Here is a 21,023-nt window from a genome sequence, read left to right as displayed (position 1 = left end):
CGACCAAATTGCTGTATCTGGCCTTGCGCAATATTGAAAAAGATTGGAAGATGCCGCAGCGGACCTGGAAGATGGCCGCCAACCAGTTTGCCATTCTGTTTGGGGAACGCTTCACCAACGCGATTAACTAACTACGAACCGCGACCCCGGCACACAAAATTCCTGACAGGTCCGGAATTGTGGATTGTTGTCTTCATCTACGCAGGTATATTTCTCAGTTAAGTTGCAGCGCTCATTCAGTTGATCGACGATCTTTCCAGACTTGATTGACAGATAAACACCCCCCATAACTTCGCGGTCTTCTTTTGTCTTTGCCCCCAGATCGTTTACCCGAACTACCACAATGCCTTTTAATGGAGGAAGTACGTGAAAGACGGGGTGCTGGTTGTGCGAAAAAGGCGTTGAGTAGTGATCGGCGAAGGATGCGCCGCCTCTTCGATAGTCGTGATTTCCAACTAGCTGCGCGATATAGTTCGTGCTTTCTTTCTTAGCGATATATGAATTGAACACCGGCGAACACTTATCCAATTCGCGTTGCAACTCGCCGGCAAGCCCTACCTGGGCGGCACAATGATTGGCAAAAATATCAGTGTCGTAAGGCAGGTGGGATGCGGTGAGGCCCGCCAGCTCTGGGAATGGCACTTTCGGGTCAGCAGTTCGAACAAAGCTGTAGAAAATCTCGGCGCCTGCTGCGACCAAAAGCCTATCTCCGTCGACCCAAACGTCTTCGAATTGTTCACGGCACACGTCCGTCGGACCTTCGAGTCGGTAGTAGAATCCCTTTGCTGGTAACGACACGCCAAACTCTTTCTTGGTGAATGAGCCGAGCTCCCTCTCGTCAACGCCGCCTTTCATCGCCATTTGAAAAAGCATGTGGTACGAGTATTTTGTTCTTGTATACGTACCCAGGCAACGTGGCCCGAAATTGGTCCGGTTGTTGACAAGCTGAATCGTCTTTTGATCTGGTGGCGCGATGTTCTTTTGATGGCTGTAGAAGCCTCGGGCCCTTTCAAATTTCCATGTTCCTGCAAGCTCGGCTGCAGTTGACGAAGAAATTGCGAACAGGCTTATAGCAGACAGCGCAATGATCGGAATGGATCTATTCATTTTCAGTAATCTTCGGGTGTAACTGTGTGCGTGGGTAAATCGCGTCAGGAGTACAAAACCATGCAAAAGGCCTTGCTCGGCGATTTCAAGTTCATTGAGACGTCTACTTGCAGTCAATGATGCAAATCTGCTTGCCATCAGGGCGCTTGTACATCATTGGTTTAACTGGATCGGAGAAACGGGCGAAGCCAACGTCTTCCTGTCCAAACCATTCCACCTTGTTCTTCTCTTCGCGTTCGGCGTTGTACAAACTGAGGAGACGGAGAAGTGTGCAGCATGCTGATCCCGGGCCATCCTTGCGCCAGGTTTGCCGCGCTATAGCAACTCTCTTTCGAAAGTGAAGGGCACATGGCCTGGAGGCTTGAGTCGAAGTAGTTCAAAAACCGCCAGGTGGCGTTGTCGCGCTTCGCACCATCTGCTGGGGCCAGGTAAATCGCATTACCGACCTTAAAAACACGGTCGCCGGTCCGCTTGCCAGTTTTTGCGCTGATGGCGAATCCGTCTTTATCAAACACTACTTTGAAGAAGACATTGGAGAGATCTTTCTGGGGCGCGAGGTAAGGGCTACGTTTTGCCTCGTCCTGTAGTTCGTCGGTCTCTTCGCCGGGCATGCTGCCGCCAGCACTGGCCAACCAATAGCGAATCGGCCAGTTGGATTCTGGCTGGTATTCCGCTCCCGAGATGAAGTCACTGCGGCGCACCCAGCCTGCTTTTCCTTTGATATTGCATCGTACCCAGCCATCCTCGCTTTTCCCCAGGCAGGTATGGGCAAAGCCTGTGGGGCCAATCGCGTAGTAGGTCAGATCGTAAAATTCTGCCAGCGGTTTCTCGTCGTTTTTCGCCTTGTAGACTTTCAGGGTTCCGTTTTGCGGAAAAATAGGGGCCTTGAGATCTGGACCGAAAAGAGTATATGCCTGCGCGACCTGCATCAGGCCGATCAGCGCGATGGCGAGGGTAAGTGATTTGGCGGCCATGTTCAGGTTCAACAATTCGATGAGATAAAGTAGGCGTGACTATGCTTTGCTGATGCTAGCGGAAGCCAGTCATCTGCACGAAGCGTGTAGGGATTGGCTTGGCGTCATTCTTGTTTTTATAGACTTTCAGAGTCCCGTTCGCTGGGAATATCGGGCTCGTGAGGTCGTTCCCGAAATTGCTAAAAGTTTTACCGCTGCTGGAGTTCCCTGCATAGCTCAATGGAGCCATGAGCGTTAACGCCAGCGCAAGTACGGTTGTTTTAATGTCCATGCCTCAGTTCGAGGTGGCCTTAAATAGCAATTCTTGGAATAACTACCCCTAACTATGTCTGGTAATTGGAGGAACCATGCTGCAGAAAGTTCTCCATGCGGTTTGCTCGTTATTTGGGTCATTTAATGGAAGTTTGGCGATCAATTTTCTACCGCGCACCAGATTTGAAAGCTGCGGTTTCGGATTTTCACTGTAAACGATAACGCCATCCAGACCCTTTGTGGAATATCCAGGGTACGTCCTTCCCAGCATTTGATCGAGTTCTGCAATGGATCTCCTGTCTTCTTGCACTATCGCATTATTGATTAAATCCCGCGGAATCCATTCAGGCGCAGGGAAGGCCTGCATATCTGGTCTACCGCAATCTTCGCCGGCGTTTAGATGCTTTTCGATTATCTTCTCAATGCGTTGATTGCTCGACGCATTCACCCAAAGAAAGTAAGGACCGCCCGCAAATCCTGCCTCGCTCGAACTGGAGAAGGCAATGAGTGCTAAACAGAGTAGTGTCTTGAATGCGGGACTGGATGACGCTCCCATCATTTGCAGTCCATCTCGATTCTCCAAATTCATCAGCATGAGCTTGTCCTGAAAAACTGATCCATATTATCTTATGTAAGACTTCGTTGCCGTTGCTTAAAATAATAAACGTCGGCACTGATTTGTCAGCCGTATTCGACTCATTTGCCGCGGATCGAACGTTTGGCGAACCTCTGCATTCGCACGTAGTTTTCTCGTGTACGGCGAGCACTGCAGGTTCCTCAGCCTTAGGCACATCGACAATGCTGTTTCCTCCGACGTAGACGATCGCTGACTGCATACGTATTTGAGTTCTTGCGAATCGGGGCAACAGGCTTGAGCATTAAACATGCGCCATTGGAGCCCGCCTCGTTAGCTAATGAATGGGACTTAAATCAAATTGGTCTGGTAATTGGTGGCACCATGAGGCAAAAGGCTTGCCATATGATTTCATCATTTGATCCTTTTTTTAATCGCTCTTTTATTATTATTTTTCTACCTCGTACGAAATTCAAAAAATGAGGCGTGGGGGATTCAGTATAAACGATGATTCCATCCAGGCCTTGGCTGGAATATTCTGGATATTTTTTTCGTAAAAGCTTATCCAGAGTGGAAATCGAATTCTTATTATCGTGAATAACTGCTTTGTCAATTAAGTCACGAGATATCCATTCGGGAGCGGGAACAATTTTCATGTCTGGCTCACCGCAGTCTTCTCTTTGGCTCCGGTTGCTTGCTATGACATCGTCGATATGGGTATTTTTAGAGAAGTTGATCCATAAGAAATATGGCCCTCCAGCAAATCCGGCATTGCTAAAGCTTGAGCTGGTCAAAAAAATTAAAAGAAAGAACGCGATAGTTATCTTTTTCGTCATCAAACTTTAGCTTTATGTTGTTGAATTTCTTGGGTTTGTTCACCCAATATTAAATTGTTTGTTAACGACATCGGAATCGATAATTTAAACAGCGCGTTCCGTAAGGGCTCTCGCAGATACCGATTCGAGCGATGCATGAGGGCGCGACTCGGTTACAGGTGAAAACAGTGTTGCCCTAGTAATGATTGCGAAGGGCAGTATTCATAGCTGTTATGGATTGGTAATCTTTTGAAACTTTCCGTTTGGAGCTAGTTTCGCGACCGCCTGTCCCTCAGCAAGGCAGACGTATTCTAGATTGAGATGGCAGCCGGAGATCTGGTCGACGACTTTTCCGTTGACTACCGAAAGATAAACTCCAGCCATTATGTCTCGCTCTTCATTGCGAACTACCTCAAAATCGTCCACTCGTAACAAAACTACTTGGTTCATTGGCGTGAATACGAGGAATGTAGCCGGTGCTTTCTGTTTAAATGGAGGGGAAAAGCCGTCAGCATATCTATGGCCTCCCATTGTGTAATTATGGTTACCAACCAGCTTCATCAGCGGGTCATCGCTCTTAGGGTCTGCGACGTAAGGGAAGAATTCAGGAGCGCATTTGTCAGAGGTTTGAGGTTTTCCTTTGGAATTCGTAATCTTCGGCCGGCAGGTATCATAATAACGATCGAAATCCATAGGCAGGCGCGATAGCTTGTAACCAGAGATTAAACTGTCATTCTTCGATTGGGTGGCATTATGGTAAGCGGCACCGTGATCAGGTTGCGTTTTTCCATAGATATAGAATATGTCTCCTGCCGGGATTAGAATTTTATCGTTAACAACAAAAAATTCCATTACCGGACTTGCGCAATATTCTGGGTTCGGCTTAAGTTTATAGACCATTTTCGTTTTCAATAGAGAAATGCCAAAATTTTTCACAAGAAAACGGTCAACTTGAGTTTCGGAAATTCCCTCTTTTGTCATCGCTTGGAATACCTCTGGAAAGAGATAATCTGTAGCGATTAGGCGTGCCGTACAGTTTTCAGATAGCTGAATAATGTTATCTTGGAATTTGATGATGGGAAATTTTGGGGCTTTTTTTGCCGGAGCATTGCTTTCGTAATCAACAGAGCGTTCGAGTTTCCAAGTGCCCTCAACGGGGGCAGCTTGAGTATTAATTGCTGTGAGAAGAACGCCGACGAATGTCAGCCATATAGGGAAAATTGATTTCATGTCGTTAATGGTTTGCGTCGTATATATTGTTACGAAATAATCGCATTTCAGATTGCCTGCGTGCTGTCAACGCACCTCCGCTGGTGATGTCAGCAAACTCATCGCAGCAGCCGCCGTAGTTTTTGGTATTTAGCTTGGCAAGTAACTTTATGAATTTTTTCAGCCCGCCTGTGTTGAATGCAAGACTCATCAGGGCATCAAATTCATGCTGGTGCAGGGGCACTTGAAGGCTGGGCAGAATACGATTGCGTATCCGTTCGACGTCTTCAGCGAACAGGGCCCGCTCTTCCTCAACTGTAATGCCGGCTGCATACTTTTTATAGGCAACGCTACCTGAACTTGCGAGCTCCGCACATGATCGCTCGCCATCGACTAAATGCCCGACGCCAACTGTGCATTGATCTTTTACGTCGTAAGGAACGAGATGGCTAGTGGTTAGGTCGCCATTCTCCCAGACTCGAATAAAGTCCAAGCCTAGTTGCGATACATGGAGGCTGTCGGGGTCTTTTCGCGTCGTAGCGGCTGGCCCGGCCGTGACCGGGCTTTTCTTGCTCCCTTTGCCGGCAGCAGGCGGCGGTTTTTGAGCTTGCGGATTGGTGGCTGGTGGTTTAGCGGGCGGCTTAGGCGCAGGTGTCGGCTTTTGGGTCGCAACTGGCGCGGAAATTGGTGCCTCAACAGGTAGCGTTGGTGTACTGCCGCCACAATTGACTAAGCTAAGCCGGCCCTCGCGCCTTGCAATTGTAGCGATTGGGTCGCCATCAGCCGCCTCTCGGGTCTTAGCGTAGTATCGAGGTAGCAGGTATTTTTCCTTGAACATACGTACATCCATATGCACCCACGCATCAGTGATGTGTTTGGGCTCAAGTGAAATGCAGTTTTCCGTATCCCATTTTGGACGAGCCTTCATCCTGCTAACGAATACCTTATTCTTTAGGGACTCTAGGGCGTCACCGGTTACCTCGGAATTATTGCTAACACGCAAGAAATGCACGTCGCATGCGTTGCCCAGATGGTTCGTGGTGAAGATACCCATTTGTTTGGCTCGCTTCCAGCAGCGATAGCCGGACGCGACATACCCGAACTTGAAGCCTAACTGGCTCTCCTTGGCATCCAAGTAGAAGAGTGCCGCTCGTAGACTCCAGAACAGCGCGCGGTGAATTCCTGGTTTTTCCACTCCGGCAACGTTGGCGCCGTTTTTCAGGTGACTGACAGAGGCAGACCCCAGCCTAGCCTTGCCAAAACCATTACAGCGGTCAGCTACACTTGCCCCATGCGCACCGCATTGGCAAGCAAATGGATGGAATGAGATTGGATATTTGATTAGGAACTCGTCGATTGCAGTAAGGACGGCGCCACAAACTTTGCCGCTCTCTGCTACCCCCATATAGTCACGCTGAAACTGCTTCACAGCCTTTTCCGTAGCTACTGTAAATTCGTCGAGAGAAGCTGGGTCATGGATTGTATTGCCAAAACCCATGAGACGGAGGTTCAGTTCTTCGATCAGTTGGCCTTTGTCGCCGAGCTTAATACACCCACTTTGGTCGCAAACCGGGGTAACAACGGTTTTCGGCGTACCATTTGGCCCACGGTCTTCTTCCTTGGCGACAGGTACTGGTGTAGTGACAACAGTTGCTTTCGCTGGGATCGATTCAGTACTGGCCCCCTCGTTCGCAGGGACCGCAACAGTGGGGGCTTGAGTCGCAGCCTCCGAAGGTATAGGGGCCGATGATGAAGGCGTAGTCGGCGTTCCTGTAACGTTTAAAGTAGTTTCTTGCCCCGATACTGAGGCAGGTAACGATGTGGACGCAGACAATGCACCCGGCGCCGGCTGTGCAATGCTATTTGATGTTGCCGCAGGCGATGGCGAGGCACCAGTTGCTGTTCCTGTGTCGTTTGAGACTGGTCCTTGAATTGATACGGGCTCAGAAGTTGGCGCAGTAGATGGAGCCGTGGCATTTGATGTTGCAGCCCCTGATCGCGCTGGCTTATTCGGAACTTTGAGTATCTGATCAATATGGATAATGTCTGTCACTGCAATGCCATTTAATGCAGCCAAGTCTGCGGCAGTAGTTTCGAATTGGCTTGCAATATGGCCCAGCGTATCGTCTTTGCAGACTTTATACGTTTTGCGCTGGTAATTACCAGGATTTCCTTGGTGTTCCTTCGCGTTTAGGTTTTCTTTCCGTTTTTCGCTAACAAGCTTGATGCGGAAGTCTTCGGACCAAGGAATGATCTTTTTGATCTCCTTGAATTCGTTTGTGCCGAAGCGCTCGACGTATACGGTCAAGATTGTGCCTATGATTGACGCGAATGACGAAAACTTTCCTTCCGTGTTCGTGACACCTCTTGCGACAATTTGAGTGCCTTGACGAACTTGATATCGCAGACCAGCGATACGCTTACCAAACGGGTCAACCAGCTTTACGTTCACGATGCTGCGAAGTGCATCATCGATTTTTGTTTTGTTAAATTCCATAGCTTCTTACTCGTCGTCGTAGTCGTAAATCAGACCCCATTCAGTCTGCTTAGGACCAACCAGGACTTCAATTTTTTCTTTGTCTTTGACATACAGTTGATCGGTTCGGCCGTGTTGATCCAGTAAGCCCCGAACAACCTTCCCATCGGTGCGTTTAGCCGCGTAAGTGATCCCAGCCAGTTCATGCTGGATGAAGAGATCGTGTACGTCCAACCTATTGCTGTACTTTTCCGGATAGTTCGTTACCGCGAGCTTAGGAAGATTCGGCAGTCCAATGCTGCCATCCGACGGGCCTCCCAGTTCCTTCATGCTGGCCTTGAATTCGACCTTGCCAGGTGCATTCAGCGTGATGTTCCCGCCCTCGATGCGTATTGCTGCGCCTTGGGTCGTAAGCAGCACATGCTGTTTGGCGGCGATATTTACTTCGGCGTTGATGCTGGCGACGGCAACTGCCTTGTCGGCGGTCAGCATGGTCGCGGCATCCTGGCTTTGGCTGCTGTACTTCCCGCTCGCCGCGTGCAGGTGCAGGCCGGTTTCCTGGTTCGGCTTATCCTTGGCGTCCGCTTTGCCGTAGGTGAACAGGCTGATGCCACCAGCGGAGGAATGCAGCAGGTTCGCCTGCGCGGCGAAGTTGATGTCCTGGCTGGCGGTCACGCTGCTGGACGTTTCGGACGCAAGCAGTGCGTCGGCAGGCGTGGCCGCGACGATACCGGATGGGCTGTCGACCTGCAGCAGCGGAGCGTCGAAAGCCGGTGCGCCGCTGTTTGCACGCGAGGACAGGGTATCGGCGGTGCGTTGCAAGCCTTCGGTCACCGGCAGCTTGTCGGCTTCCTCTTGTTTCGGCAAGTTGGCTTTGTGGGTCTTTGCCTGCTCGGCCAGGGCAATTTGCAGTTGCCTCGCGCTTTCAACCTGGTTCTGGGCGGGACGTGCGTCCAGCACATTGCCGCTGGCGCCGCGCGCTGCGTGAGTGGAGAGCAGCATGCCTTGGCCGGAACGCAGGGCGAGGGCATGTTCGGTCTTCAGCTCCGCGCCAAAACCGACAGCATGCAGGCGCTGGTTGTCGCTTTGGTGTCGCAGGTGGCCGAGGTTCAGTTCAGCTGTGCCCTGGTGCGGCTTGGCGTGGCGCTGCAGGGCTACGCGCGACTGGCCGGGCGAGTCGTCGAATACCAGCTGGCTGTAGGCGCCCGCGCCGGCCTGGCTGCTTTGCATGGCCTGGCTTTTCAGGCCCGACAGCGATGCCGGGTGGGCGTGACCGCCGGACTCGCCGGGGAACCATACGGGCGCATTACCGGTGGCTGCGCCGGTGCCTGCGCCGATCTTGTTGTGTTGGGCGTCGGCCTGGCCGTCGCCGTTGTACAGGGCGCCAATAATGACGGGGCGGTCGATATCGCCTTCGAGGAAGTCAACCAGCACTTCCTGGCCAACGCGCGGCAGGGTATTGCTGCCCCAATTGGCGCCGGCAATCGGCGCCAGCGGGGTGGCGACGCGCACCCAGGTGCCGGCGCTGTCGTCGGCGGGAGCGCCACTGTCGCCTGCTTGCAGCGATGGCGCTAGGCGGCTATGGCTGCTGTCGCCGCGCTGCCAGTGGAATTGCACCTTGACGCGGTGGTCACGGTCAGTATGGATCGGCGCGCCGGATGGGCCCACCACGATGGCGGTCTGCTGTCCCTGCACGGTAGGGCGTTTCCATGGCGCCCCGCTGCGGTAGGGCAGGGCAGCTTCGATGGCGTCGATGCGGTTGCGGTACAGCGGGCGTTCGGCAATGGCGTTGCCGACTGCATGGCGGCTTTCGGCCAGGTCGCCGTCGTTAAGCAGCTGTAGTGCGGCCTGGCCCAGTTCGCGCTGGATATTCGAGCGCATTTGCGCGGCCAGGTTGTTGTGCATCAGGTGCAGCACGCGGATGACGATGAAGTCGCCGCTGTCACCGGTCACCGGCTCGCCTTGCAGGGAGAAGCGCGTGGCCGGGGCCATGGTGCGCACGGTGCCGGCGCCCGTCATGTTCTTGCGTGCGACATCGACTGCCTGCAGGCGGCGTTCGGCAAGGCGCTGGCCGTGTTCGCGGCCGCTGTAGGCATAGGCGCCTGGCACATCGCGGGCGGACAGCGGAATGCCGCCATCGTCGGCACTGGCTGCACTGGCGGCGCGCTGGTCCAGCGTGCGGTAATCCCAGCTTTGCAGCGCGACTTCGCTGGTGAGCAGGCTGGCCTGCATGCGCCAGCGGTCCATGCTGTCTTCGCGCATCACGGCGCCGGCCTGGGTGAAGCGCACTGCTGCCTGCTCGTTGGGCTGGAAGGCACCATTGTGGTCTGCAATCACCAGGAGGTGGCCGTCGCTGCGGTGTTCGAAGTAATAGAACAGGCCTTCTTCCGCCATCAGTCGTTCGGCGAAGGCCCAGTCGCTTTCCTGGTATTGGGTGCACAGGCTGCGCTTTGGATAGGCTGCGCGGTCGGCCAGTTCGAAACGCCACTCGGGCACCAGTTTGCCCTGGCCTTGCCAGCTGCCCAAAACGGCATCGAGGATGTCGCATACCGACAGGTCCTGGAAAACACGGCTGTCACGGTTTTGCGCGAGGAAGGCCGTCCAGGGCTCCAGCCGCACCGTGTAGCGCGCCAGGCCGCCGTTGGAGCCGCTCAACTCGATGGCAGTAATATGGCCGTGGAATGGGCGCGGCGCTTCCTTGCTGGCGGCGGTCACCAGCTCCAGTATAGCCGGCTGGCCAAGCAGGGACTTGAGCGGGATCGCTGCGTCGGTGGACAGCGTCGAAATATCGAAGGCGAAGGGTTTGCCGATCGCCTCCTCTCCGCGCACGCATTCGACCAATAGCTGCGCGGCGCCCTGCGGCGTGGTCAGTCGCAGCAGGCGTGTATCTTGAGTGAGGCGGTCCAGCATGAGATTGTGTTTTAGATAACCATACGGACCGCCATTACAGCCTAGAAGTTCTTTTGAAGCAAGAGAGATTCAATTGAATCGCTATACTTGCAAAATGAAAGTCATTTCTTCAAGCGTGCGGCTTCCGCATCCAGCGCCTGGTTGACGTCGCAGAATTTGCGCTGGCTGGTGAACTTGTTGACCTGGCGGAAGGACAGGGCCGGCGCATCGACCGATTCCTGGTCGTCATTTGCTTTCAGTTCCATGACCGTAAAAGTCACGCGGCGGTCGTCCGCCCACATGCCTTCGCGCTCGGCATAGATCACACGCAGGCCGGCCTTGGACTTGAAAGCGCGAAAATCGCTGATGGCGCAGTCGGCGCCCGCATTCAGCTGGAGCGTCGGTATGAACTTTTCGTTGACCTCAAAAGGGATCTGCTCTGCGGGACCTTTGTCGTTGGAGCGGAAGAAGGTGATTGTGCGCAGGGTGTGATTGCCCCTGTCGATATCCGTGTACAGCATTTTCAGCTCGATGCCGTTCGCCGAAATGCTGGTGATGTCGCGTTGCGGGGTGATGGCTTGTTGCGCGTGCAGCGGCAGGCCAATGGCGAGCAGCAGCGCGCCAAGGAATGGGGCTTTCAAAGTGGATCTCCGGTTTATGCGGTGCGTGAGCGTGCGAAGTCGGCCAGCTCGCGCGGGTAGAAGTGATCGTGGCGGTAGGAAGTGTCGTCGATGCCGAGCAGCACGCTGATGGCGGCGGCTTCGAAGGACCAGTAGCCGAAGAATTGGAAGCCCTTGCGGTTGGTACCGAAGTAGGGCTCGTCCTCGCTCATGTCATACCAGGCCTGCAGGTATTCGGCCATCAGGGCGGGGCGCTTCTCAGGCGCCGCGACAAAAATTGGCAGGGTTTGCGAATAGGGCTTGCCGCGCGTGCATTTCTTTGGCGGGGATTCGCGGCCCGCCACGAACGGTGCAACCAGGTGCTCCAGCAGCGCGTCGCGGCGGCGGTTGCCGTAGTCGAGTATCGGCATGATGCGCGCCAGCTTGTCCTGGTGGCCTAGCAGGATGGCGAAGCACACCAGCGACAGGCCGGTGTGATAGTCATCGTCTTGCAGGTCCAGCCAATGCTTGTAGCAGTCCTCGTCCTCGTCGTCCTCCGACGGTGTAAATGGCGCCAGGAAGCGCGCGTAGTTTTCCCAAAAGCTGAGAGCCAGCGGAAAAAAAGTATTGAGGTCCTCCAGTGCATGGCCGGCGCTGTAGCTGTTGCGCAGGTGATTCACGGATTCCCATGCCAGCCAGTGTGCGCCGTCGTACTGGTCCTGGTCGGCGCAGTCGTAACAGACCTTGTCGGTGAAGAGCACCAGGTTTTCTTCGTAGCTGCCATAGCGCATGCGGCTGGAACGGCGCCGCTGTTCGAAATCGGCTGGCGACAGCTTTTTGTGGCGCCAGTATTCGGCCAGTTCGCCGATGCTTTCTGGCGGCGCCAGCTCGGCGCTTTCTTCGATAGCCGGCGCTACGTAGGCTGGCATCCTGCCGGCATTGGCCTGGCGTGCGAAGGCGGCCATGTCCGCCGGGTAGTAGGGCAGGTGGCGATAGCTCGCATCGTCGATGCCCAGCACCAGGGTGATGGCGGCGGCTTCCCACGACCAGTAGCCGACGAACTGATAGCCCGACTTGTGCAGGTCATAGTAGTTCTCCCGGCGGCTGGCCTCGTACCATTCTGCGAGGTATTGCGCCATCAGGGCGGGCCGCTCGGAAGGCTGGGCGGCAAAGATCGGCAGCGCTTTGGAGTAAGGCAGGTTGCGGCGGCAGATGCTGACCGCCGGATCGCGGCCTTCGACGCAACAGCTGAGCAGGCGCTCGACCAGCGCATCGCGCTTTTCATTGAGGTAATCGATCAGGGGCACCAGGCGATGCAGCACATCCTGTTTGCCTAGCAGGATGCCGAGGCAAACCATGGTCAATGCCTGGTGGTATTCCGGCCCGGCCAGGGCCACGTGCGGCCACGGCGTCTCGCGATCGTTGCTGTCGTTATAGGCTTTGTTGTAGTGGGCGTAGGTTTCCCAGTATTCGACCGCACGGTCATAGAAAGCTTGCAGTTGAACGATGTCGTGCCCACCGCTGTAGCAGTTGACAAGGAACGCGCTGGCATCGGTCGCCAGGCGCTTGGTGGTGTTCATCAGGTTGTACAGGGGGATCGCCGAGATCATGTCCGGCGCTTGCTGCAGGCGTTCCCGCACATGCTCGAAGGTCTCAAGCTGGTCCAGGAAATTCTCTTCGTAGCCGTAATACCTAAGCAGGGGGTCGCGCAGGGACTGGTGAAAGTCGCTTTCTGACAGCGGGGCGTGCATGGGTGTTGCTCTTTCAGTAACGGTGCGGACCGCCATTACAGCCTAGAATTTCGCGAACGGCAAGAGCGATTCAATTGAATCGGGGGTAGCGTGCGAAAAAAAGCGGGAAGGGCCCGAAAGCCATTCCCGCTTTGTTGTATCGCTTAGACGCTCAGGCGTTTTGCTTAGCCTTGCTTTTCGTCGTCGCCAGCAGTCGCCGGGTATGGACGGTTGACCCACAGGATCCAGTAGCGGGCCAGGTCGGCACGGCCGTCGGCGCCTTGCACGGTTTCCAGGATCTTGATGGCTTCCTCCTTCTTGCCGGCCATTGCGTAGGAGTAGCCCAGGCGCAGCTTGGCGTCTTCCGCATTTTTCAGGCCGCCCTTGGCGATACCGTCCTGGATCAGCTGGATGCCCTTGTCGTACTGGCCCATAGTGACGAAAGCGTAGCCCAGGTTGACCATGCCGGTACCGTTCTTGCCTTTGCGGGCCGAAGATTCAGTGGAGGCGATGTTCTTCATGTCGTCCGCGGCCTGGCGGTCCAGGTCAGCCTTCAGCTTCTTGACTTTGGCGTTCTGGGTGATGGCACCGTTGGCGATACCGGCGTCCAGTGCTGCCTTGCCTTCGATGAACTGGCCTTCCAGCTGGTCGACTTCGGCCAGTTCCAGGTAGTCCTGCTCTTCCATCTTGGTGGTGGCCACCTTCTGCAGGCGGATGATGTCAGCCGAGAAGCGGGTGGAGTAGTTTTCCTTGCCGCGGGTGCGGTACAGCATGTCCGACCAGTAGCGGTCACGCGGATGCCAGCGTACCAGGCCTTCCAGCGCGGTCAGGTAGGTGCCCTTGTCTTTCAGGCGGTGCGATGCGTCGGCCAGCATGTGCAGCTCTTCGCGGGTCATTGGCTGGTTGGCCTTGATGCTGTCGTTCAGCTTCTTCAGCAGGTCGGTTTGCACACCCTTGTGGTCGCCCGATTCGAAGCGGATCGCCATGATCTGGCGCGCCACTTTCGGGTCGCCGGACAGTTCGCCGTACTTCTGCAGGTTTTCAATGGTCTTCGGGTAGTTCTTCTGTTCCTGGTAGTAGCCGGCCAGCGCCTGGGTGAACTTGGCTTGCTCAGGTTTGTCGAGGCGGCCGGAGGCCAGCACGTACTCCAGCATTTCGATCAGCTTCGGCTTGTTGCCAGCGCCCAGGGCAGTGGCCAGGCGCATGCGGTTGATGACGTACTGTTCGTAAGGGGTCTTGTTCGGCATTGCATCTGCCTGGTCCAGCAAGGCGTTCACTTCGCCATAGTTCTTGGCATCCAGCAGGGGGCTCAGGACTTTACCGTCCAGGAATTTGACCATTTCTTTGCGCACGGTCTCTTGTGGAGCACTGGCGGCAGCCTGTTTGTCTTGCGCGTGGGCGGTCTGGACCAGCGCCGGGACTGCGCCCAGGCCGATGGCTGCCAGCAGCAGGCCGATACGTGCGAAACGATGTTGGGTCATGGTGTGTGATCCTTCTTGTGATTGAGGCAAACGTCTATTCTCCCATAATTTTGTCATGGGACCGCTTTTCTGAAGTAGCCAATTGTAACGATTTCTCAGGGCCGGCAGAAAGCCGCGCCATCGGCCGCAAACAGCATGCAGCGCTCCGGCGGCAGGAATAGCGAGGCCGGCGCACCGGAGGCGGGAACGGGGCAATCCTGCGCCAGTTTCACCGCCAGCGCCTCTTGCATGCCGGGCAAGGCAGCGTAAACAATCGATTGATCGCCAAGGTACTCCACATGGCTGATCGCTACAGCGGCGGCATTGTAAGCTTCTTCGCGCAATTGCAGGTGCTCCGGACGCACGCCAAGCGTGACGCGGCTGCCGCGCTCGATGTCGCCGGGCAGGGCTGCCACTTCGACGATGGCGCCGCCCGGCAGCAGTACCGCGACATGGGTGGCGCCAAGGGCGATCACTTCAGCCGGGATGAAGTTCATGCGCGGCGCGCCCAGGAAGCCGGCCACGAACAGGTTGGCCGGCCTGTTATACAGCTCCTGCGGCGTGCCGGCCTGTTCCACCTTGCCGCCGTTGAACACCACGATGCGCTGGCCAAGCGTCATCGCTTCCACCTGGTCGTGCGTCACGTAGATGGTGGTGGTGCCAAGTTCCTTGTGCAGGCGGCCGATTTCCAAACGCATTTGCACGCGCAGCCCGGCATCCAGGTTGGACAGCGGTTCGTCGAACAGGAATAGCTGCGGTTTGCGCACGATGGCGCGGCCGATCGCCACGCGCTGGCGCTGGCCGCCGGACAGCTCCTTCGGCTTGCGATTGAGCAGGTGGCCGATCTGCAGCGTGACGGCGGCCCGTTCAACCGCCGCGCGCACCTCGGCGGCCGGCATGCCGCCCAGCTTCAGGCCGAAAGCCATGTTTTCATAAACCGTCATGTGCGGATAGAGCGCATAGGACTGGAACACCATCGCCAGTCCACGCTGCGCCGGCGGCACGTTGTTGGCGATCCGGCCGCCGATGCGCAGCTGCCCGCCGCTGATCTCTTCCAGCCCGGCGATCATGCGCAATAGCGTCGATTTGCCGCAGCCGGACGGGCCGACGAACACGGTGAATTCACCATCCGCGATATCCAGGTCGATGCCCTGGATTACCGGGGTATTGTCGCCATAGCGCTTGGCGATGTTGCGCAGCGAGACCGACGCCATGGGTCAGGCTGCCTCGGGCACGGCTTCGCCACTGGCCTGTTCGCGCGACTCCATCGGGATGAACTGCGACAGGATAGTGACCGGGATCGCGGCCACCAGCACCCATAGGAAGAAGTTCTTGTAACCCAGCGCCATCTGGATGTCGCCGCTGATCCAGCGGAACAGCACGAAGCCAAGCTGCATCACGCCGGTGGAGAAGGCGTAATGGGCGGTGGTGTAGCGTCCCGGCGCCACCACCTGCATCATGTACAGGATCACGCCGACGAAACCGAAGCCGTAGCCGAACATCTCGACGCTGAGCGCGACGCCGATCAGGGTCAGGTCGGTCGGCAGCGCATGCGACAGGTAATAGAACACCAGGTTGGGCAGGTTCACCGCCAGGATCAGGAACAGGATGGCGCGGCGCAGGCTGAGCCAGGAAGTGAAGTAGCCGCCGGCAATGGAGCCGATGATGAAGGCGATAGTGCCGCTGGTGCCGTACACGGCGCCCACTTCGGTCGTGCTCAGGCCAAGTCCGCCCGCTTCGCGTGCTTCGCGCAGGAACAGCGGGCCGATGGTCTGCACCTGGGCCTCGCCGGCGCGGAACAGGATGATGAACAGGATCGAAACCCAGATGCCCGGTTTGCGGAAGTAGTCGAGGATCACTTCCTTCAGCGTGCGCGCTACGCCCGCCACAGTATGGTCGTCCATGCGTGCGTTGGGGCTGAGCGGCAGCGCCCAGAAGTTGTAGGCGCCCAGCGCGCACATGGTCAGGCCGAGGATGCCGAAGATGACGGTCCAGGCGGAAGTGACGCCCTGGGTCTTTTCCAGGTAACCGGCCAGCATCAGCAAGCCGCCCTGCGCCAGGAAGCGCCCGGCGTTGAAGAAGGTGCCGGTCCAGCCGGCATACTGTGCCTGGGCCTTCTTGTTCAAGCTGGCGATGTACAGACCGTCGCAGGAGATATCGTGCGTAGCCGAGGCAATCGACACCAGGAACAGCACGCCGATGCTGGCGCTGAGCCAGAACGGGAACTGCAATGCCAATGCCACCATGCCAAGGCACACGCCGCCGAACAGCTGCAAGCTGACCACCACCAGCTTCTTGCTGGACGCCAGTTCCAGGAAGGGACTCCACAATGGCTTGAAAATCCAGGCGCCGCCGAGGAAGGCCAGCCAGTGGCTGATCTCCGCGTTCGACATATTCATGCTCTTCATCATCTGCCCGAAGACGAGGGCAATGGCGAAGTAGGGCAGGCCCTGCGCCAGGTATAGCGTGGGAATCCACTTCAGCGGGTTGTTGCGTGCGGCGTCCATCTTGTCTCCTTAAGCTTCAAGCAAAGCCGGGAACCGGGCAGCGCCCGGTGGCTTCGAGTTCGCCCGACAGCCAGGCGTTGATGGCTTCCAGCGCGGGCGCGGCAAAGCCGTAGGTCATCAGGGCGGGGGACTGGATGTCCAGCGCCTGGTAGGGATTCCACAGCGCGAGATGCAGGTCGGGCTTCCAGTTGTTGCGGGCGTTGTCGCCGTAGCGCAGGCGGGAAGTGGAGGCCAGCACGGTAAAGCGGCCATCCTGCGGCAGCGAGGACCAGTCGAAAGTGTTGGCGTCGGCGAAGGTGAGCAGTTCCACGTCGTACAGCTTGCCCAGCGAGGCGGCCACGCCGGCTGCCGGTACGCCCGCTTCGGACACGCCGTCGCTCACCACGTCCTGCCGCACCACCAGGCGCAGCCTGCTGCCCGCTGCCGGGCGCTGTGGGTTGCCGCGCGCCGTCAGCGCACGGCGCCAGCCTTCGGCCATGATCGCGCGGTCGGCGGCATCTTCTTTATAGGAGCGCTGCTGGCAAGGGTAGGCTTGCGCCAGGGCGTTCAGGCGCGCCAGGCGTTCCTCCACGGCGCCTTGCGGCAGGGAGCCGTCGGCCAAAGCGGCCGCAATGGCGTCCAGGGTTTCATCCTGGGTTTCCGTGGTGCCGAGCGCCATCACCATGTCGGCGCCGGCCAGCAGGGCGCGCACGGCAGCATTGCCCACGCCGTAGCGGCCGGCGATGGCATGCATGTCCATGCCATCGGTGATGATGATGCCCTTGTAGTTCCATTGCTTGCGCAGGATGCCGTCCAGGATGGCGGGCGACATGGTGGCCGGATTGTCAGGGTCGATTGCCGGGTAGACGATGTGGGCGGTCATCATGGCTGGCGCCACCGGCGCGGCGGCGCGGAACGGCGCCAGTTCCAGCAGGTCCAGTTCGGGCAGCGCTTTGTCGACGGTCGGCAGGTCGCGGTGCGAATCGACGTGGGTGTCGCCGTGGCCGGGGAAATGCTTGACGCAGCAGGCTACGCCCTCGGCATGGCTGCCGGCCATCCAGGCCATGGCCAGTTCCACCGCGCGCTGCGGTTCGGCGCCGAAGGAGCGTTCGGCGATCACCGGGTTGTTCGGATTGTTGTTCAAGTCCAGCACGGGCGCGAAGTTCCAGTTGAAACCAAGCGACTTGGCGGCGCGCGCGACGGCGGCGCCGGTACGGTAGGCCAGGTCGGTATCGTTGGCGGCGCCCAGGCCCATCGCCGCTGGCGGCGCAGGGACCCAGGTCGAGCGCACCACGGCGCCGCCTTCCTGGTCGATGGCGATCAGGGAATTCGGGCCCATGGCGCCTCGCAGGTCGGCGGTCAGCTTGGCCAGCTGCGCGGAGTCGGTCATATTCCCGCGGAACAGGCACACGCCGCGGATGCCGTTGGCGCGGATGAAGTCTGCCGTCGCCGGCTCCAGCACTGTGCCGGGGAAGCGGATCATGATCAGTTGTCCCGCGATTTTTCGTAATTCTTGTGTGCTCATTTAACTGCTCCGTCCATGCCGCGCATGAAGTAACGTTGGGTGAAAAGGAATGCCGCCAGTGTCGGCACAATAGTGATGATGGTACCTGCCGCTATGACGCGCGTGCTGCTGCCGAAGGTGCCGCGCAAATACAGCACGCCTACCGACAGCGGGAATTCGTCCGGCTTGCTCATCACGATCGAAGGCCAGATGTACTCGTTCCAGGCTTCGACGGCGGTCAGGATGCCGACGGTCGCCAGCCATGGTGCGACCAGCGGCAGCATGATTTTCGTGAAGATGGTCCATTCGGACGCGCCGTCGACGCGGGCGGCATCGACCAGGTCCTGCGGCACTTCCTCGAACGCTTGCTTCAGCAGCAGGATGGCGACCGCGTTCACCACGTTCGGCAGGATCACGCCGGAGTAGGTGTCGACCAGACCCAGTTCGGTCACCGTGATGAAGTTGACCAGGAAGTTGACTTCGGACGGCAGCACCATGGTCGCGACGATCAGCCCGAAGACCAGTTTCTTGCCTTTGAAATGCAGGCGCGCCAGAGGATAGGCGGCCATGGAGCAGAGCACCAGTTTCCACAGTACGGTAAAGGCGGTGATCAGGATGGAGTTTTTCAGGAAAGACCAGATCGGGATCACGCGGAATACCTCCGCGAAGTTTTCCAGCGATGGCTGCTTCGGCCAGAAGGTCGGCGGGTACGAGAAAATATTGCCCTCAGTCGACAGCGCCGTGACCAGCGTCCACCAGAACGGGAATATGCAGAGCAGCGCGATGGCGGCCAGCAGAAGGTATTGTGCGGTCTTTTTCATCGGTGCTTTGGCTTCAGGTAGCGCAGGCAAAGCAGGGCGATGCCGATGCAGATCAGCGAGACGATGAAGCTCGCAGCCAGGGCGCGCGGCAGCTTCAGGTGCTTCAGGCCCTGGTCGTAGGCGTAGTACAGGGCGGTGAAGGTGGAATTCATCGGGCCGCCCTGGGTCAGCACGTCGACCTCTTGGTAGGCTTTGAGCGCGCCCAGCACGGACAGGATGGTGCAGACCATGATGGTGGGGCGCAGCATCGGCACGGTGATATGCCAGAAGCGCTGCCAGCGTGAAGCGCCGTCGAGGATGGCGGCTTCCTGCATTTCCTGCGGCACCGACTGCAGCGCGGCCAGGTACATCACCATATACCAGCCCAGGCCACGCCACAGCGTGACGAACATGATCGCGGCCAGCGCAAAGGTATCATCCTGAAGCCAGCCGATGTTGGTGCCGAGGATGTAATTCAGCGCGCCCTGTTCGTGGAACATGAAGCCCCACATGATGCCGACCACGGAGACGGTCGTCACCACCGGCACGTAATAAGCGGCGCGGAACAGCTTGATGCCGGGGAGCTGGTTGTTCACCATCACCGCCAGCGCCATTGCGCCGAGCTGCACGCAGGGGACGATCAGCAGGAACAACAGCGAATTTTTCAGGCCGGTGACGAACATCTCGTTGTTGAAGATGTAGCGGAAGTTGTCGAAGCCGACCCAATGGGTCGGACGCACCAGCGAAAAGTCGGTGAACGCCAGCACCGACCCAAACAGCACCGGCCAGAACGCAAAAACCGCCAGCAGCACCAGCGCCGGCGCCAAAAACAGCCAAGCCGCAATCGAGCGCCTCATCGCGCATTCCCCCGCGAAATGTCCACTTTCGTTCCTGACCCCGGGGTGGACAATTTGCGGTTCCAGATAGCGACGGCGGTGTCCAGCGCTTGCTGGATGTCTTGGCGGCCGGTGACGCCGGCTTCCACGGCTTTTGCCAGCGCGCGGCGCAGTTCGTCGTAGTCTTCGATGCCGGCCACGTACATGGTGCGCGAGTAGGGCATGGACACGGCACCGGCGGCGACGGCTTTCTCTGCCGCGCCGGCATTGGGCGGCACCACGGTGAAGAAGGGATCATTGGCAGCCTGCGCCGAAGCGGGAAATACGCTGGCCTGCCGGGCGAATTCCAGCTGGTTCGCGTCGCTGGTCAGAAAGCGTGCGAACTTGCCGATGCCCGGCAAATCCCCGGCCGGCACGCGCGCCGGTACGCCGAAGTGGATCAGCCAGCCGCCATCGGCAATCCCGGTCGGCCCCAGCGGTGCGGGCGCCACATCGGTAATCGCATACACCTCGTGCGCATCGGCCTGGATGCGCTTCAATGCCGTCGGCGGCGCCAGCAGCATCCCAAGGCGTCCGCTCTTGTAAGCTTCCACTGCAGGCGGGAAGTTATCCTCCGCAAACAGGCCGTCTTTCAGCAGGCCGCCCGCGCGATACGTCTCGGCCAGCTTGCGCACAAAGGCGACGTGCGCAGGGGAGTTGAACACCGCGCGGCCGCCAGCCAGCACCGGCAAGCCTTGCTGCAGCATCAAGCCATCGACTTTTGCGAGGGCAGGGCATAGCCCCGCCTTGCCGGTGCGCTGGGCGATCTGGCGCGCGAAAGCGAGCTGTTCATCGAGGTTGCGCGGCGCCCGAGCAATGCCTGCCGCACGGAAGATGTCGCGGTTGTAGGCAATCACAGCGACATTGCTGTACATCGGGAAGCCGTAAGTCTTGCCGCCGAAGGAGAGGTCCTGCAATGCGCTGGCCAGGTAGCGCGGACGTTCGCCGCCGAGCATCGCATCGACAGGCGTCAGCAGCCCGTCGCGCGCGAACTCTTCGGCCCATGGCACATTCAGGTTGACCAGCGCCGGCGGCTTGCCAGCCACGATGCGTGTCACCAGCTTGGTCTGGATAATATCCCAGGGGAAGTCGACCCATTCTAGCTTGACGCCAGGGTTGGCCGCTTCGTAGCGCTTCACTACGTCCTCGAAATAAGGCGTGAAGCGCGGCTTCATGCTGAAGGTCCAGAACTCGATGCGCTGCGCCGGCGTCGCGAGCGCGGCGCCGGCAACGGCCATCAATGCAGCAAGCAGGAGACTGTTCTTCATCGATG

The 21,023-nt window shown here is 57.9% G+C and carries 16 protein-coding genes and 1 pseudogene; 1 reads left to right on the top strand and 16 read right to left on the bottom strand.

Annotated elements, in window-relative coordinates; genetic code table 11:
- Positions 1-131: pseudogene (locus tag ASE26_RS31595) on the top strand (IS481 family transposase); the annotation flags it as partial.
- Here ASE26_RS31595 and ASE26_RS16875 read toward each other — a convergent pair.
- From ASE26_RS16875 to ASE26_RS16805, 16 genes are all read right to left on the bottom strand, one after another.
- Entirely contained in the window at positions 124-1,245 is a 1,122-nt protein-coding gene (locus ASE26_RS16875; protein ID WP_156409956.1) for a hypothetical protein, read from the bottom strand. The pseudogene ASE26_RS31595 and the gene ASE26_RS16875 sit on opposite strands and share 8 nt — an antisense overlap.
- 23 nt (positions 1,246-1,268) lie before the next feature.
- The gene (locus ASE26_RS16870) at positions 1,269-2,093 is read right to left on the bottom strand and encodes a hypothetical protein (RefSeq protein WP_156409955.1); all 825 of its coding nucleotides are present in this window, start codon (positions 2,091-2,093) and stop codon (positions 1,269-1,271) included.
- 307 nt (positions 2,094-2,400) lie between these two features.
- Positions 2,401-2,928 carry a hypothetical protein gene (locus tag ASE26_RS30685; protein ID WP_156398179.1) on the bottom strand — a complete coding sequence of 176 codons (528 nt, stop codon included), beginning with the start codon at positions 2,926-2,928 and terminating at the stop codon, positions 2,401-2,403.
- Positions 2,929-3,263: 335 nt separating this feature from the next.
- Positions 3,264-3,743, bottom strand: coding sequence for a hypothetical protein (locus ASE26_RS30680; RefSeq protein WP_156398180.1), 480 nt, complete (start codon positions 3,741-3,743; stop codon positions 3,264-3,266).
- Positions 3,744-3,953: 210 nt separating this feature from the next.
- Complete coding sequence (locus ASE26_RS16860) at positions 3,954-4,952, bottom strand: hypothetical protein (protein ID WP_057246600.1); 999 nt, start codon at positions 4,950-4,952, stop codon at positions 3,954-3,956.
- 4 nt (positions 4,953-4,956) lie between these two features.
- A complete protein-coding gene (locus ASE26_RS30040) occupies positions 4,957-7,428 on the bottom strand; it encodes a glycoside hydrolase family protein (RefSeq protein WP_082591388.1) in 2,472 nt (823 codons plus the stop codon).
- Between the two features lie 6 nt (positions 7,429-7,434).
- Positions 7,435-10,317 carry a type VI secretion system Vgr family protein gene (locus ASE26_RS16850; RefSeq protein WP_057246598.1) on the bottom strand — a complete coding sequence of 961 codons (2,883 nt, stop codon included), beginning with the start codon at positions 10,315-10,317 and terminating at the stop codon, positions 7,435-7,437.
- A 101-nt stretch (positions 10,318-10,418) separates the two neighbouring features.
- The gene (locus tag ASE26_RS16845; RefSeq protein ID WP_055936882.1) at positions 10,419-10,937 is read right to left on the bottom strand and encodes a hypothetical protein; all 519 of its coding nucleotides are present in this window, start codon (positions 10,935-10,937) and stop codon (positions 10,419-10,421) included.
- 14 nt (positions 10,938-10,951) lie between these two features.
- Positions 10,952-12,646: a PoNe immunity protein domain-containing protein gene (locus tag ASE26_RS16840; RefSeq protein WP_057246597.1), complete on the bottom strand. Its 1,695-nt coding sequence runs from the start codon at positions 12,644-12,646 to the stop codon at positions 10,952-10,954.
- Positions 12,647-12,810: 164 nt separating this feature from the next.
- Complete coding sequence (locus tag ASE26_RS16835; protein ID WP_055936889.1) at positions 12,811-14,106, bottom strand: M48 family metallopeptidase; 1,296 nt, start codon at positions 14,104-14,106, stop codon at positions 12,811-12,813.
- A gap of 95 nt (positions 14,107-14,201) precedes the next feature.
- A complete protein-coding gene (locus ASE26_RS16830) occupies positions 14,202-15,299 on the bottom strand; it encodes an ABC transporter ATP-binding protein (RefSeq protein ID WP_057246596.1) in 1,098 nt (365 codons plus the stop codon).
- 3 nt (positions 15,300-15,302) lie between these two features.
- Positions 15,303-16,592, bottom strand: coding sequence for an MFS transporter (locus ASE26_RS16825; RefSeq protein WP_055936895.1), 1,290 nt, complete (start codon positions 16,590-16,592; stop codon positions 15,303-15,305).
- 16 nt (positions 16,593-16,608) lie between these two features.
- A complete protein-coding gene (locus tag ASE26_RS16820; protein WP_057246595.1) occupies positions 16,609-18,096 on the bottom strand; it encodes a glycoside hydrolase family 3 protein in 1,488 nt (495 codons plus the stop codon).
- A complete protein-coding gene (locus tag ASE26_RS16815) occupies positions 18,093-18,896 on the bottom strand; it encodes a carbohydrate ABC transporter permease (protein ID WP_055936901.1) in 804 nt (267 codons plus the stop codon). Before ASE26_RS16815 ends, ASE26_RS16820 begins: the two co-directional genes overlap by 4 nt.
- Positions 18,893-19,732 carry a carbohydrate ABC transporter permease gene (locus tag ASE26_RS16810; protein ID WP_057246594.1) on the bottom strand — a complete coding sequence of 280 codons (840 nt, stop codon included), beginning with the start codon at positions 19,730-19,732 and terminating at the stop codon, positions 18,893-18,895. Before ASE26_RS16810 ends, ASE26_RS16815 begins: the two co-directional genes overlap by 4 nt.
- Positions 19,729-21,018 carry an ABC transporter substrate-binding protein gene (locus ASE26_RS16805; protein WP_057246593.1) on the bottom strand — a complete coding sequence of 430 codons (1,290 nt, stop codon included), beginning with the start codon at positions 21,016-21,018 and terminating at the stop codon, positions 19,729-19,731. Before ASE26_RS16805 ends, ASE26_RS16810 begins: the two co-directional genes overlap by 4 nt.
- Between the last annotated feature and the right edge of the window lie 5 nt (positions 21,019-21,023).

The sequence above is a fragment of the Duganella sp. Root198D2 genome, from assembly GCF_001428585.1.
GTDB lineage: Bacteria > Pseudomonadota > Gammaproteobacteria > Burkholderiales > Burkholderiaceae_D > Rugamonas.
This window is presented reverse-complemented; position numbering and strand designations above follow the sequence as displayed.